Consider the following 13,961-nt stretch of genomic DNA (forward strand, 5'->3'; position numbering starts at 1 on the left):
CGCACGCCTTCGCTTCCCCACGCACGCCTTCGCTTCTCCGCGACGGCCCGCGCTTCTCCGCGACGGCCCGCGGGTCGGTTCCCCGCGGGTCAGAAGGGCAGGCCGGGGAGGCCGCCGCCGCCGAGGCCCTGGGCCAGCGGGCCGAGCTTCTGCTGCTGGAGCTGCTGCGCGTTCTCGTTCGCTGCCTGGACGGCGGCGACGACGAGGTCCGCGAGGGTCTCGGTGTCCTCGGGGTCGACCGCCTTGGGGTCGATGACCAGGCCCTTCAGCTCGCCGGAGCCGTTGACCGTGGCCTTCACGAGGCCGCCACCCGCCTGCCCGTCGACCTCGGTCGCCGCCAGCTCCTCCTGGGCGCGGGCGAGGTCCTGCTGCATCTTCTGGGCCTGCTGGAGCAGCTGCTGCATATTGGGCTGGCCACCACCGGGAATCACGATCAGCTCTCCTGGCTGCTGGGTCGGGCCACGCGGTCGCGGGCCCGTACGGGTCGTACGGCTGGCAGGGCGGTCCTCGCGGTACGGCGCTCCGCTCTGGTCCGCGTACCGCCGTCGATTCCACCCGCATCGAGCCTACGTGAGCAGCGTGCCCCATGCCCCGGCACTCTTTCGAGTGATCCCGGACACGGTCCTATACCTGACCAGACCGCTCGTCCGGGCGGAAAAGGTTTGAATCGGCGCTCCTCGCCACTCGCCCGGCGGTAGGAAGGAGCCTTGCACCAAGCGCGGCACCACGCGCCGCAGCAAACGAGCAGAGCACCACGCGCACCAAGCGCACCAATCGCCCGCGGAGCGCGGAGCGGTACCGCAGGCAGAGGGAGTGGACGGGTGAGTCAGCCGGACATGCAGCCCGAGGGTCCCCCCCAGGACCCCCGAGCGCGGCGGGCCGGGCGAGGGGGCCCCACGGCCGCCCGCCCCGACCTGACCGGGCGGCCCTTCCCGCTCGGGGACTGGGGCGAGCCCGCCGAGCGGCTCGACGAGCTGTACCAGTGGGTGGAGGCGGGGGCGCTCGCGACGGCCGAGTGGTACCTGCACGACCGCTACTGGAAGCGGCGCCTGGCCCGGCTCCTGCGGCTCGCCGCCGCGCTCGGGGTCGTGGCGGGAGCAGCGCTGCCGATCCTCGACCTCGCGGGGGCGCTGACGGGGCTCGCGCCGTGGGGGTACCTGGCGCTGCTGCTCGCCGCGGGGTGCGTGGGGCTCGACCGGTATCTCGGGCTCGGCTCGGGGTGGATGCGGGATGTGGCGACGGCGCAGGCGGTGCAGCGCAGGCTCCAGATCCTCCAGTTCGACTGGGCGTCGGAGAGCGTGCGGGAGGTCCTGGGGCCTGCGGAGGGGACGGCGTCGGAGGCGACCGAGCGCTGCCTGCTGGTCCTGCGGCGCTTCACGGAGGACGTGACGGAGCTGGTGCGGGCGGAGACGGCGGACTGGATGGTGGAGTTCGGTACGGGCCCCACGCCGCTCGCCACGCAGTCCGCGTCGGGCGCGGGTCCCCTGCCGGGCCGCCCGGACCCCCTGCCGCAGGGCCGCTTCCCCCTTCCACCGGGAGCGAGGCCGAACATGCCGAGGCAGCGCCCCCCGGAACCGAGGTAGCAGCCCCGGGACAGTACGCACGCACCCCCACCCGGAGCACACCCCGAAAGCGCGGGCTGACCCCAGGGGGCCCGGGCAGGCAGCCCAAGCGGGCCCGGGTCACAGCCCCCAAGCGGGCCCGGGACACGCCCCCGAAAGCCAAGGCCCACAGCGCATCCTCAGGTCAGGCCCCCGGAAGCACAGCCCCAGAAGCTGGGGACCGTGACCGCAGCCCCGATGGACCCAAGGCGCAGCCCCGAGCGGGCTCCGGCAACAGGGGACCCGGGGCGCAGCCCGAAAGCGGGGGGCCGGGGCACAGCCCCGAAAGCGGGGGGCCGGGGCACAGCCCCCAGCAGGCCCGGGGCGCAGCCCCGAAAGCAGGGCCCGCAGGCGGGGACCCATGAGCAGAGACCCCCGGACGCGGGGACCCGTGGGCAGAGCCCCCCGGAGGCGGAGACCCGGGGGCAGAGACCCCCCGGGGGGGGCCGGGGCCCGGGGGCGGAGGCCCCCGGAGGTGGGGGCCCACTCCCGCCGCCCCTGCGAGGGGTCAGCTGAAGACGATCATCGCCCCCTGCGCCAGGCTCCTCGTCGCCGCCGCGTGCAGCCCCAGCCACACGTGCCGCTCCCGTGCGAAGGGGCTGTCGTCCGGGGGCGGGGGCGCGGCCGGTTCCTCCAGGTCCGTCGGGCCGGGCGGAGGCGGGGGCGGCGACGGGGGGTTGGCCGGATCGATACCCAAGTCGGGCGCGACTAGCTCCAGTTCGCGGAGCAGACCGTGGGACGAGCCCAAGGGACCGCCACTCGCGAGGAGTTCGTCGTCCGCCAGCGGGGCGGGGAAGTCGAGCGGCACGTAGGAGCCCGCGTGGTCGTAGTGCCACACGAGGTGCGACTGCTGCGCCGCCTCCTCGAACATCTCCAGCAACTGCTCGTAGTCGCCGCCGAGTTCGTCGACCGGCGTCACTTCGAGCCCGCACAGCTTGAGCAGGTAGGCCCGGCGCAGGAAGTGCAGCGCCTCGTAGTCGAAGCCCGCGACGGGGGCGACGTCCCCGCTCAGGCCCGGCATGTACGCGTACACGGGCACCGGCGGGAGCCCCGCCTCGCCGAGCGCCTTGTCGTAACTCGCGATCTCCTCGGCGAAGGGGTTGTCGGGGCTGTGGCACAGCACGTCGACCAGGGGGACGAGCCACAGGTCACAGGCCAAGAGACGTCTCCTCGCTCTCCACGGGCGGGCGGGTCCCGCAAGCGTAGTGCGGTGGGCGGCGCCCCGTGCCCTGGGTCCCGCGATCGGCCCGTACCGGGCCCCGGCGCGACGTACCCGCGACGTACCGGCCCGCGCGGACCCCGTACCGACCCCCGTACCGACCCCCGTACCGGTCCCGTACCCGCCGCGACCCGCCCTCAGAACCCCTGGGCCCGCACCCCGTTGCCCGTCCCGCCGTTCGCGAGCGACTCGACGAGCCGCAGCGACTCCCGGTTGTACGCGGTGATGATCTCGCGGGCCGCTTGGGCGTCCCCGCCGAGCAGCGTCTCGACGAGGTGCCCGTGCCCGGTCCACAGCAGCCCGCGCAGGTCGTCCTGGCGGCGCAGGAAGGGCACGGTGCTGACCCAGGACTGCACGCGCAGGCGGTGCAGGAAGTCGGTGAGGTACGGGTTGCCGAAGACGGCGCTCAGTTCGCGCCAGAAGCGGAGGTCGTAGCCGATGAGGACGTTGAGGTCCCCGGCGGCCGCCGCGCGCTGCGCCTCCTCGCCCCTGCGCCGCACGGAGGCGAGCACGCCGGGCGCGCCCGCGAGCAGCGCCTCGGCGGCTATCCCGCCGAAGACGGCGTCCGAGACGAGGCAGCGGGCCTCGATCATGGTGCGGAAGTCGTCGAGCGAGAAGGTGTGCACGCGGAAACCGCGGTGCTGCACGGAGTCGAGCAGACCCTGCGCCGAGAGGTCCACGAGCGCTTCGCGCACGGGCGTCGCCGAGACCCCGAAGCCCTCGGCGATCTCCTTGACGGTGAACTCCTGCCCGGGGGCGAGCCGCCCCGAGAGGACCTCGTCACGCAGCGCGTCCGCGATCTGCTGCCGCAACGTGCTCCGTGTGACCGTCCCCCCGCCCTCACCACCGCGCATCCCACGTCCTCCCACCCGGCCCCCCTTGCCGGAGCCTGCCCATGACAACGCCGGCCACCCTACCCGGGGGTCCCGGGGCAGCAGGATTTCACATGGGAACGAGTGAGGTCAGGGGGGTGAAGGTGACGGAGGAGGACGGGCTGGACGGGCGGACGCGGGACGGGAGGACGCAGGACGGCGGGACGGGGGGCGGGGCGGAGCGCTACGGGCGAGGGGCCGGAGCCCACGCGCAAGCCCGGACGGACGGACTCCCGCCGGCCCCCTCCCGCCGGCCCCCTTCCGTCGGCCCCCTTTCCTTCCGCCCCTTTCCCGTCGGCCCCCTTCCCCTCCGCCCCCGCCCCGTCCCTCAGCCCGTGAACCCGTCCGCCACCGTCAACGCCGCGTCCAGCGCCGCGAAGCCCTCCTTCAGCTCCTCCTCCGTCACGTTCAGCGGCGGCACCACGTGCGTCCTGTTCATGTTCACGAAGGGCCACAGGCCGTGCTTCTTCGCCTCCGCGGCGAAGGCCGCCATCGGGGCCGCCGCCTCGCCGCTCGCGTTGTACGGGGTCAGCGGCTCGCGCGTCTCGCGGTCCCGTACGAGTTCGAGCGCCCAGAACATCCCGAGGCCCCGCACCTCGCCCACGCTCGGGTGCCGCTCGGCGAGGTCCGCCAGCGCGGGCCCGACGACCTCGCGGCCCAGGCGCTCGGCGCCCTCGACGATCCCCTCTTCCGCCATGACGTTGATCGTCGCGACCGCCGCCGCGCACGCGAGCGGGTGCCCGGAGTACGTGAGGCCGCCCGGGTACGGCGTGCGTGCGAACGTCTCCGCGATCTTCGCGCCGATCGCGACGCCGCCGAGCGGCACGTACCCCGAGTTCACGCCCTTCGCGAAGGTCATGAGGTCCGGCACGACGCCGAAGTGCTCGGCGGCGAACCACCTGCCCGTACGCCCGAAGCCCGCCATCACCTCGTCGAGCACGAACACGATCCCGTACTGGTCGCACAACTCCCGTACCCCGCGCAGGTATCCGGCGGGCGGCGTCATGATCCCCGCCGTTCCCGGGACGGTTTCGAGCACGATCGCCGCGATCGTCGAGGGGCCCTCGTACGCGATCGTGTCGGCCAGGTGCTGGAGCGCGCGCTCGCACTCCTCGGCCTCGTTCGTCGCGTAGAACGCGGTGCGGTAGAGGAACGGCGCCCAGAAGTGGACCGTCCCCGCCGAGCCCTGGTCGTTCGCCCAACGCCGGGGATCTCCGGTCAGGTTGATCGCCGCGGCGGTCGCACCGTGGTAGGAGCGGTACGCGCTCAGGACCTTCGGCCGCTTCGTGTGCACGCGCGCCATCCGCACCGCGTTCTCGACCGCCTCCGCACCGCCGTTGGTGAAGAAGATCTTGTCGAGATCGCCGGGCGTGCGCTCCGCGACGAGCCGCGCCGCCTCCGAGCGCGCCTCGATCGCGAAGGCGGGCGCGAACGTCGTCAGCGTCGCCGCCTGCTCCTGGATCGCCGCGACGACCTTGGGGTGCTGGTAGCCGATGTTCGTGAAGACGAGACCGCTCGTGAAGTCGAGGTAGCGGCGGCCCTCGTAGTCCCAGAAGTACGCGCCTTCGGCGCCCGCGACGGCGAGCGGGTCGATCAGCTCCTGCGCGGACCAGGAGTGGAAGACGTGCGCGCGGTCGGCGGCCTTGACGGCGGCGCCGCGGACGGGATCGGGCTGGGGGGCGTGCGGGGCCTGCTGAGGCTGCGATGCGGTCATGCCGCCAGGCTAGGAGACGGGAAAGGGCTGCCGGTACGGGCGGTTCGTCGCCGAGGCGGGCGACGAGGGCGACACAGTGTCGTACGGGCGCGGGGCGCACGCCCACCGGTAGGGGCGTCCGGTACGGGCGCGGGGCGCACGCCGATCCCGTACGCGAGCCGGGCGCGCGGCCTCCCGTACAGGCGCGCGGCGCACCCCCTTCCGCGCCGGAGCGGCGCGCACGCGGGCGCGCATACGGAACTGAACGTTCCCCCCACCCGGCGAACACCGGGCGAACACTGGCCGAGCACTCCGTTCCCCCGGCCCCCCGCTCCCCCCGCCCCGCTTACGTTGTACGCCCCGAGGCGCCGGGGACGGGGGAACCGGCGCCCGGGCCTGGCCTCCGGGGGGAGCGTGCCGTGGACTGGTTCAGCGCGGAGAACGTCGTCGCGATCGGCACCGCCGTGCTCGGGGTCGGGGCCTCGGTCGTCCTGCTCTGGTACGAGCGCAGGGTGCCGCGCCGCCGCCACATCGGCTACCGCGTCCAGGTGGACATGCCCATCCGGGCCCGGGCGGGCTCGGGCACGGGCGGTCGCGTCACGCCCGGCAGCCTCGGCCTCCTCGACGGGCTCGGCGAGGACGGCCTCGGCGAGGACGGGGACGGGCGTGCCGCGCACGGGCGCGCGCTCAGTCTCGTCCTCCTCCGCGTCGAGAACGACGGCGCCCAGTTCCTCGACAGTTCCCACTACACCGGGCACGAACTCCACGGACTCACCGCCGAGTTCACAGGGCGCCGGGTCCGCGGGCTCGACGTCACGCAGCGCCCGGGATCGGACCACCTCGCCACCCACTTCACGCCGGGCGCCGGGCTCGCGTGGAGCGAGGGCACCCTCAAGATCCCGCGCGTCCCGCTCGGCCGCGGCGAGTACTACAAGCTCCTCGTGCTCCTCGACGGCGGCTCGCCCGGCGACCCCGTCACGGTCCGCGGCGGCCTCCTCGAAGGCCGGGTCACGCCGAACCGCGCGCTGAGCCCCGACGACACGCCGCCGCTCCTCTCGCGCTGGGCCTGGGTGATCATCAGCGCGCTCACGGCCTTCGTGTGCGTCCTCGCGACGCTCATCCTGCTCCCCGACGAGCGTCTCCCGATCGGCTGCGCGACGGGCCGCCTGACGGTCACCGGCTCGACGGCCTTCGCCCCGGCGGTACGGGGCGCGGCGCGCGCGTACGAGAAGGAGTGCCCCGGGGCCGAGGTGGACGTGGTGGCGGCCGGGAGCGGCGAGGGCATCGAGACGCTGACCGAACGGGGCCTCGCGGCGAAGGGGCGTTTCCCCTCGGTGATCGCCTTCTCGGACGGCCCGGCGATCGACGCCGCGCCGGAGCTGAGCCGCCGCCCCGTCGCGCTCACGGCCTTCACGCTCGTCGTCAACGCGAAGCTCGGCCGCCGTGACCTGACCCCGGACGAGATCCGCGCGATCTTCCGCGGCGACGTCACCAACTGGAAGCAGCTCAAGGGCTGGAAGCCCGGAACCAGAGCGCCCGACCTCCCCATCACGGTCGTCTCGCGCACCTCGGGCTCGGGCACCCGCGCCACCTTCGAGCACACGCTGCTCCACAAGGGCGAGGGGGAACCGGCGGTCACGGCCCCCGACTGCCGGACCCGCACCAACCCCCGCGTCCGCCTGCTGCGCTGCGAACGCCCTTCCACGGAGGCCCTGTTGCGCACGGTCGCGGAGACGCCCGGCGCGATCGGCTACGCGGAGCGCCGCACGGACACCCTCCCGCGCGAGGTCCGCGCCCTGACGATCGGGGGCACGGCTCCCACGGCCGGTACCCGGGACTACCCCTTCACGGCCGTCGAGTACGCGTACACGTACGGCACCCCGCCCGAGACCTCCCCTGCGGCCGGCTTCCTCGACTACCTGACGACGGGCCCGGGCACGAACGCGATCCTGCGCCAGCGCCAACTTCCCTGCGCAGAGCCGGAGTCGGGCGGGAGGTGCGGGGCCCAGGGGGCGGGGTGAGGGGGGCGGGGTGCAGAGGGCGGGGTGAGGGGGCCGCCGCAACCGGGGTGACGCGCACTGCCCCGCCCGCGTACGCTCCCCGCATGGCACGCGAACGGCGTGGCGGACCCCGCCTCCCCGGCACCCCCGCCACGCTCCGCGTGTACCGCGAGGCCACCGGGTGGCGGTCGAGCGTCTTCTTCGCCGGGGGCGGCATCCTCTGCGGCGGGGTGCCGGACGTGTCCACCCCGGCCGAGGCGCGGGCGGCGTGGACGCGTACCACGGAGGCGGTCACGCGGCTGCGGCTCACCGTGCGCTGGGAGGCGGACGCCGACAGCGGTTCGTGGACGGGCACGGTCACCGAGGCCGCGCCCGCCTGACCCGTACGCGCGAGGGACGCGCAACCGCCCCCGCCACCCCCTCGTTGGGCACCGCGTGAACGCACCCACCGCCCCTCGCGGTCTCCGCCTCCTCCTCGCCCTCTCCGCCCTCGCGGCCACGCTGGGGGCCGCCGCCCCCACCGCCGTGGGAGCGCACGGCGCCGCCGCCCCCGGCCGGGAGGCCCCCCGCTCCGGCTGCCCCTCCGGCGAGGTCTTCGCCACGAACAACACCGAGGTCATCACCGACCCCGCCGACCCGCGCCTGCGGACCCGCCTCACCCGCTTCGACCGCGAGGTACGGGGCATCATCCGCGCCCAGGGCGCCCACCCCGGCGCCTCGACGCTCCTCGACGGCGTCTTCTGGTCCACCGAGCTGCGCCGGACGACCTTCGAGCGCTCGCGCGAGTTCGAGGTCGAGGGGACGAACCCGGAGGGCCTGCACCACCTCGCGGGCGTCCTCGCCAAGCAGTACCACCAGGAGTCCGTCCTCACCTTCCGCTGCCTGCCCCGCCACGCCCCCGCGACGGACGCGGTGCGGATCGAGGCCCCGGACGTGAGCGCGGCCGCGCTCCGCGAGGCACTGGGTGCGAACCCCGAGGCGCGGGAGGAGCTGGGCGGCGGCTCGGTCACCGAGGACGGCCACCTCGTCCTCGTATCGCCGCTCGAAGAGCTGCCACTGGCAAGGAAGTTCACGAAGGATCTCGGGATCGACTGGAACACGACGGAAGTCCGTTACGGGGCGCGGGAGTTCGTGAGCTGAGCGACCGGGGCCGCCCGAGCGGACGCGTCCTCGCCCTTTCGGGACCACCCCCACAGGCCCGCCCGCTCGGGCGATCCTCAGGCCCCCTCGGGCAGCCCTCGGGCGACCCCGCCACCGAGTTCTCCGACCCGGAAGACCGCCGGGTCCGCCCACTGGTGCGCGATCCCTTCGTGGTCCACGTACGACCAGCGGTCCAGGTACGGGACGACGGGCCGGTGGCCGAGGCGGGCGGGCAGGCGGGCTACGGGACGACGGGCCGGTGGCCGAGGCGGGCGGGCAGGCGGGCCGCGCCCGGGTTGCCCGCGCAGCCACCCCGGCGCACTTCGCCGTCGCCCACCGGCACGCCGTCGATGCGGGCCACGGGGTACGTGCTGCCGCCCGCGCCCGTCCCCGCCCCGCCGCGCGTCCGATACGTTCAAGACCCCGCCCCCGTACCCGGCTACCGTCGCCGCCATGACGCACAGCACCCGCCACGTGAGCATCCACATCGACCGTACCCGCGACGACGTCTACGCCTATGCGTCGAACCCGGAGAACCTGCCCGCCTGGGCCCTCGGCCTCGGCGGCTCCCTCACGCGCGAGGGGGACGAGTGGGTCGCGCCCGACGCCCCGATGGGCCGCGTCACCCTCGCTTTCGTGCCGCCCAACGACCTCGGGGTGCTCGACCACGACGTGACCCTTCCGGACGGCCAGGTCGTCAACAACCCGGTCCGCGTGATCACCGACGGCGCGGGGAGCCTCGTCGTCTTCACGCTCCGCGTTCCTGACGGAGCGAAGGACGCGGACGTCGAGCGCGACGCCGAGATGGTCGGCGCTGACCTGGCCCGCCTGAAGAAGCTGCTGGAATCCGCGTAGCCCGCGCTATCCCGCCCCCTCCCCCGTCACCCCGAGCAGCGGCAGCCAGACGACGTCCACGATCTCGACGATCTTCTCGTCGGGCAGGGCGCTCAGCCCCATGAGGAGGTCGTGCCGCATCAGCTCCATCGGGAGGTCGAGGACGCGCGCGGGGAGGGGGACGTCGGGGAGTTCGCCGCGCGCGACCGCGCGGGCGACGAGGATCGCGCCGGGGCCGGGGACCGGGGGGCTCAGGGCGGCGCGGAGCTGGACGAAGTTGGTGCCCGTGTCGCGGAAGTAGTCGGCGAGCTGGACGAGCATGAGCGCGGCCGTCGCCGCGCGGTCCTCGTTGACCTCGCGCAGGAAGGCGAGCGCGTCCCCGCGCAGGCTGCCCGTGTCGGGCACGTCGATGCGGCGCAGGTGCCGGACGAGGGTCGCGTGCAGCATGTCCTCGCGCTTCGCCCACCGCCGGTAGAGGACGGGCCGGCTCGTCCCCGCGCGGGCCGCGATCGCCTCGTACGTGAAGCCCCCGTACCCGTGCGCGAGGAGCACCTCCCACGCGGCGTCGAGGATCGCACGCTCCAGCTCGGCCCCCCGCCTGCGCGTCGCCTTGACCTTCCCGGGCCGCTCGGCCTTCCCGGGCCCCTCGGCCTCCCCCGACCCCTCGGCCTTCCCAGGTTCCTCCGCCTTCCCAGGTTCCTCCGCCTTCCCGGGTGCTTCGGCCTTCCCGGGTGCTTCGGCCTTCCCGGGTGCTTCGGCCTTCTCCGTCACTCGGCTCTCCTCCGCTCGCTCACGTCCCCGGGCCACGCCCGCGCGCCCTCCGCTCATCCTCCCTCGCCGCACGGGACCGGGCCGGAACCCATGAGATGCGCTTGCGTACCTTATCGAGCCGCCGTACCCTCAGCCGCCATAAGATGCACGCACGTACCTTAAGGTGGCCGTCCCGCATGTCCCCCCGTACCGCCCCCGCGCCCTCCGCCTCGTCCCCGCCCCTCGACCCCACCGCCCTGCGCACCGCGATCGCCGTGCTCGTCGGCGGGATCGCGGTGATCCTCGACTCGACGATCGTCAGCGTCGCGCTCGACGACCTCGCCCGCGATCTCCACTCGGGCGTCGACACGATCCAGTGGGTCAGCACGGGCTACCTCCTGGCGCTCGGCGTCGTCATCCCCACGGTCGGCTGGCTCCAGTCGCGGCTCGGCGCCAAACGGCTCTGGCTCTGGTCGCTCGCCGTCTTCCTGCTCGGCTCGGTGCTGTGCGCCGCGGCCTGGGACGTGCCGAGCCTCATCGCCTTCCGCGTGCTCCAGGGCCTCGGCGGCGGCGCGATGCTGCCGCTCATGACGACGATGGTCATGCAGTCCGCCCCGGCCGCGCAGGCCCGCAAGCTCATGGCGACCATCGCCCTGCCCGCGGCCGTCGGCCCCATCCTCGGCCCCGTGCTCGGCGGCCTGATCCTGGGCGCCGCCTCGTGGCGCTGGCTCTTCCTGGTCAACGTGCCGCTGTGCCTCGCCGGGCTCGTACTCGCCCAGCGCCTCGTCCCCGCCGACGCCCCCGCACCCGCGGCGCGCCGCACGCGCCTCGACCTGCCCGGCTTCCTGCTCCTCGCACCCGCGCTCGTCGCGCTCCTGTGGGGCCTGTCGAACGTGACGGGCGACGGCGGCTTCGGGCAGCCGGAGGTGATGGCGCCCGTCGCCGTCGGCGCGGTGCTGCTCGCTGTCTTCTCCGTACGGGCCCTGCGGCAGGGCGGCACCGCGCTCGTCGATCTCCGGGTGCTGCGCTCGCGCCCGACCTGGGCGGCGACGGCGCTGTTCTTCCTCACCGGCGCCTCGCTATACGGCGCGATGCTCCTGCTGCCGCTCTACTGGCAGCAGCTGCGCGGCGCGAGCGCGCTCGCCGCCGGGCTCTACCTCATCCCGCAGGGCGTCGGCTCGCTCCTGAGCCGCGCGCTCGCGCCCGGGCTCACCGAGCGCGTCGGCGAACGCTGGGTCACGGTGCTCGGCTTCGTACTCGTCGGCGTGGCCACCGTCCCCTTCGCCCTCGCGGACGCGCACTCGACGACGTGGCCGCTCATGAGCGCGCTGCTCGTCCGCGGCCTGGGCCTCGGGATCGTCGTCATCCCGCTCATGACGGTCGCCTTCAAGGGCCTCGCCCACGACCAGGTCCCACACGCCAGCATCGTGACCCGCATCGCCCAGCAGGTCGGCGGCTCGGTCGGCGTCGCGCTCTTCGCCGTCATCCTGGCCCGCGCCGCCCACGGCTCCGGCTCCCTCGCGGACGCCTTCGCCACGGTGTTCTGGTGGGCGACGGGCTTCACGGCCCTGGCGGTCGCGCTGTCCTTCGTACTCCCCGCCCGCGAGAAGGAAGCGGCCGGACCGGAGACGACCGGACGGGAGACGACAGGGCACGAGACGACCGGACAGGAGACGACCGGACAGGAGGCGACCGGGCACGAGACGACCGGCGCGACCGCGGGAACGGCCGGGGGCCGCCCCGGACACCAGCCGGGAACGGCCCCCCGCACCACCCGCGAAGGAATCGCGGCCCCCGAAGGGACAGCGGCCCCTGAAGGAACCCCTACAGGAACGAGTTGATCTCGATCGTCTCGTCGCGGCCGGGACCGACCCCGATCGCCGAGATCGGGGCGCCGGACATCTCCTCCAGCGCCTTCACGTACGCCTGCGCGTTCTTCGGCAGCTCGGCGAAGGACTTCGCCTTCGTGATGTCCTCGCTCCAGCCCGGCAGGTACTCGTAGACCGGCTTCGCGTGGTGGAAGTCCGTCTGGTTGTACGGGACCTCCTCGACGCGCTCGCCGTCGATGTCGTACGCGACACAGACCGGGATGCGCTCCCAGCCCGTGAGGACGTCGAGCTTCGTGAGGAAGAAGTCGGTGAGGCCGTTGACGCGGGTCGCGTAGCGGGCGATCGGCGCGTCGAACCAGCCGCAGCGCCGGTCGCGCCCTGTCGTCACACCGCGCTCGCCGCCGATACGGCGCAGCGCCTCGCCGTCCTCGTCGAACAGCTCCGTCGGGAAGGGGCCCGCGCCGACGCGCGTCGTGTACGCCTTCAGGATGCCGATGACGCGGCTGATCTTCGTCGGCCCGACCCCGGACCCGGTGCAGGCACCGCCCGCGGTCGGGTTCGACGAGGTCACGAAGGGGTACGTGCCGTGGTCCACGTCCAGGAGCGTGCCCTGGCCGCCCTCCATGAGCACGACCTTGTCCTCGTCGAGCGCCTTGTTGAGCACGAGCGAGGTATCCGTGACGTACGGGCGCAGCTTCTCCGCGTACTCCAGCAGCTCCGCCACGATCTGCCGCGCGTCGATCGCGCGGCGGTTGTAGAGCTTGACGAGCATCTGGTTCTTTATGTCGAGGGCCGCCTCGACCTTCTGGAGCAGGATCGACTCGTCGTACAGGTCCTGCACGCGGATACCGGTGCGGTTGATCTTGTCCGCGTACGTCGGACCGATGCCGCGCCCCGTCGTCCCGATCTTGCGCTTGCCGAGGAAGCGCTCGGAGACCTTGTCCATCGTCACGTTGTACGGCGTGATCAAATGGGCGTTCCCGCTGATCAGGAGCTTCGACGTGTCGACGCCGCGCTCGTTCAGCCCGCTCAGCTCGGAGAGCAGGACCGCCGGGTCGACGACGACACCGTTGCCGATGACCGGCACGCAGGTGGGCGAGAGAATGCCGGAGGGGAGCAGGTGGAGCGCGTATTTCTGGTCGCCGACGACGACCGTGTGGCCGGCGTTGTTGCCGCCCTGGTAGCGCACCACGTAATCGACCGAGCCGCCGAGCAGATCGGTCGCCTTCCCCTTGCCCTCGTCACCCCACTGAGCACCGAGCAGCACAAGTGCGGGCACAGGCGTACACCCCTTCCGGGTGGGGCATGTCCAAGGTCGGGGCGTACGTGGTTACGACGTACACCGTCTTCCGGTACGTGCCGCGCCGCGTCGTGCGCACGCGTGTACCGGCGGCCGTCATCGGCCGCGAGCCGTCGGACCGGTGCCCCGGAATAGACGAAGCCCCTGGCGCAATAGCGCAAGGGGCTCTTGCACAAAGATGCTACCCGACGACCCGAGGAAGGACAGCGGTGTCGGCTCCAGAGCCCTCGGTGTACGCAGCACCCTCCCTGCTGCTCGTGATCGACCCCACGGCCCGCCGCACGGACGGCGAGTCCGTACGCATCGCCCGCGACGTCCTCGCCGCGGGAGCGGACGTCAAACTCTGCCTCCCCGAAACCCCCGACGAATACGCCACCGCGATCCGCCGCGCGGGCCGAAGGCGCGTGGTCATCGTGGGCGACGACACCGCACTGGTCCAAGCGGTGGGGGCCCTCTACCGCGGCCGCCTGCTGCGAGCGGAACGGGTGCAGGCGGAGCGGGTGCAGGCGGAGCCTGCGGAGGCGGAGCGGGTGCAGGCGGAGCCTGCGGAGGCGGAACGGGTACAGGCGGAGCCTGCGGAGGCGGAACGGGTACAGGCGGAACGGGTGCAGGCGGAGCCTGCGGGGGCGGGGCCCGTGGGGGCGGGGCCCGTGGGGGCGGGGCCCGTGGGGGCCGGGAAGCCGGTGGGGGCCGGGAAGCCGGTGGGGGCCGGAAAGCCGGTAG

Annotated in this window: 12 protein-coding genes; 6 read left to right on the top strand and 6 right to left on the bottom strand. The window is 73.9% G+C overall.

What is annotated here, in order from left to right; all coding sequences use genetic code 11:
• Window positions 1-89 precede the first annotated feature (89 nt).
• Window positions 90-431, bottom strand: a complete 342-nt coding sequence (locus ACQYWQ_RS13930) for a YbaB/EbfC family nucleoid-associated protein (RefSeq protein ID WP_431034898.1) — start codon at window positions 429-431, stop codon at window positions 90-92.
• 405 nt (window positions 432-836) lie between these two features.
• Here ACQYWQ_RS13930 and ACQYWQ_RS13935 point away from each other — a divergent pair, with 405 nt between their 5' ends.
• Window positions 837-1,583: an SLATT domain-containing protein gene (locus ACQYWQ_RS13935; RefSeq protein WP_431039184.1), complete on the top strand. Its 747-nt coding sequence runs from the start codon at window positions 837-839 to the stop codon at window positions 1,581-1,583.
• A gap of 526 nt (window positions 1,584-2,109) precedes the next feature.
• Here the strand turns inward: ACQYWQ_RS13935 and ACQYWQ_RS13940 are convergent.
• From ACQYWQ_RS13940 to ACQYWQ_RS13950, 3 genes are all read right to left on the bottom strand, one after another.
• Complete coding sequence (locus ACQYWQ_RS13940) at window positions 2,110-2,760, bottom strand: hypothetical protein (protein WP_431034899.1); 651 nt, start codon at window positions 2,758-2,760, stop codon at window positions 2,110-2,112.
• A gap of 197 nt (window positions 2,761-2,957) precedes the next feature.
• Entirely contained in the window at window positions 2,958-3,674 is a 717-nt protein-coding gene (locus tag ACQYWQ_RS13945; RefSeq protein ID WP_431034900.1) for a GntR family transcriptional regulator, read from the bottom strand.
• Between the two features lie 346 nt (window positions 3,675-4,020).
• Entirely contained in the window at window positions 4,021-5,406 is a 1,386-nt protein-coding gene (locus ACQYWQ_RS13950) for an aspartate aminotransferase family protein (protein WP_431034902.1), read from the bottom strand.
• 398 nt (window positions 5,407-5,804) lie between these two features.
• Between ACQYWQ_RS13950 and ACQYWQ_RS13955 the strand changes: the two genes are divergently transcribed.
• From ACQYWQ_RS13955 to ACQYWQ_RS13970, 4 genes are all read left to right on the top strand, one after another.
• The gene (locus ACQYWQ_RS13955) at window positions 5,805-7,406 is read left to right on the top strand and encodes a PstS family phosphate ABC transporter substrate-binding protein (RefSeq protein ID WP_431034903.1); all 1,602 of its coding nucleotides are present in this window, start codon (window positions 5,805-5,807) and stop codon (window positions 7,404-7,406) included.
• 83 nt (window positions 7,407-7,489) lie between these two features.
• The gene (locus ACQYWQ_RS13960; protein WP_431034904.1) at window positions 7,490-7,765 is read left to right on the top strand and encodes a hypothetical protein; all 276 of its coding nucleotides are present in this window, start codon (window positions 7,490-7,492) and stop codon (window positions 7,763-7,765) included.
• Between the two features lie 55 nt (window positions 7,766-7,820).
• Complete coding sequence (locus tag ACQYWQ_RS13965; protein ID WP_431034906.1) at window positions 7,821-8,525, top strand: hypothetical protein; 705 nt, start codon at window positions 7,821-7,823, stop codon at window positions 8,523-8,525.
• A gap of 453 nt (window positions 8,526-8,978) precedes the next feature.
• On the top strand, window positions 8,979-9,380 hold the full coding sequence (locus ACQYWQ_RS13970; RefSeq protein ID WP_431034907.1) for an SRPBCC family protein: 402 nt from the start codon (window positions 8,979-8,981) through the stop codon (window positions 9,378-9,380).
• A 6-nt stretch (window positions 9,381-9,386) separates the two neighbouring features.
• On the opposite strand, the gene ACQYWQ_RS13975 is transcribed toward ACQYWQ_RS13970, so the two are convergent.
• Window positions 9,387-10,130, bottom strand: a complete 744-nt coding sequence (locus tag ACQYWQ_RS13975) for a TetR/AcrR family transcriptional regulator C-terminal ligand-binding domain-containing protein (protein ID WP_431034908.1) — start codon at window positions 10,128-10,130, stop codon at window positions 9,387-9,389.
• A 176-nt stretch (window positions 10,131-10,306) separates the two neighbouring features.
• Here ACQYWQ_RS13975 and ACQYWQ_RS13980 point away from each other — a divergent pair, with 176 nt between their 5' ends.
• Complete coding sequence (locus ACQYWQ_RS13980; RefSeq protein WP_431034909.1) at window positions 10,307-11,950, top strand: MDR family MFS transporter; 1,644 nt, start codon at window positions 10,307-10,309, stop codon at window positions 11,948-11,950.
• Here the strand turns inward: ACQYWQ_RS13980 and ACQYWQ_RS13985 are convergent.
• Complete coding sequence (locus tag ACQYWQ_RS13985; RefSeq protein WP_431034911.1) at window positions 11,934-13,217, bottom strand: adenylosuccinate synthase; 1,284 nt, start codon at window positions 13,215-13,217, stop codon at window positions 11,934-11,936. The two genes, ACQYWQ_RS13980 and ACQYWQ_RS13985, sit on opposite strands and share 17 nt — an antisense overlap.
• Window positions 13,218-13,961 lie beyond the last annotated feature (744 nt).

The organism is Streptomyces sp. P6-2-1 (genome assembly GCF_050613165.1).
Taxonomy (GTDB): Bacteria; Actinomycetota; Actinomycetes; order Streptomycetales; family Streptomycetaceae; genus Streptomyces.

Excerpts from the sequence above, each read along its gene's own strand:
- ACQYWQ_RS13935 (WP_431039184.1), top strand. The coding sequence starts at position 837 with ATGCAGCCCGAGGGTCCCCCCCAGGACCCCCGAGCGCGGCGGGCCGGG.
- ACQYWQ_RS13950 (WP_431034902.1), bottom strand. The coding sequence starts at position 5,406 with ATGACCGCATCGCAGCCTCAGCAGGCCCCGCACGCCCCCCAGCCCGAT.
- ACQYWQ_RS13960 (WP_431034904.1), top strand. The coding sequence starts at position 7,490 with ATGGCACGCGAACGGCGTGGCGGACCCCGCCTCCCCGGCACCCCCGCC.
- ACQYWQ_RS13945 (WP_431034900.1), bottom strand. The coding sequence starts at position 3,674 with ATGCGCGGTGGTGAGGGCGGGGGGACGGTCACACGGAGCACGTTGCGG.
- ACQYWQ_RS13980 (WP_431034909.1), top strand. The coding sequence starts at position 10,307 with ATGTCCCCCCGTACCGCCCCCGCGCCCTCCGCCTCGTCCCCGCCCCTC.
- ACQYWQ_RS13970 (WP_431034907.1), top strand. The coding sequence starts at position 8,979 with ATGACGCACAGCACCCGCCACGTGAGCATCCACATCGACCGTACCCGC.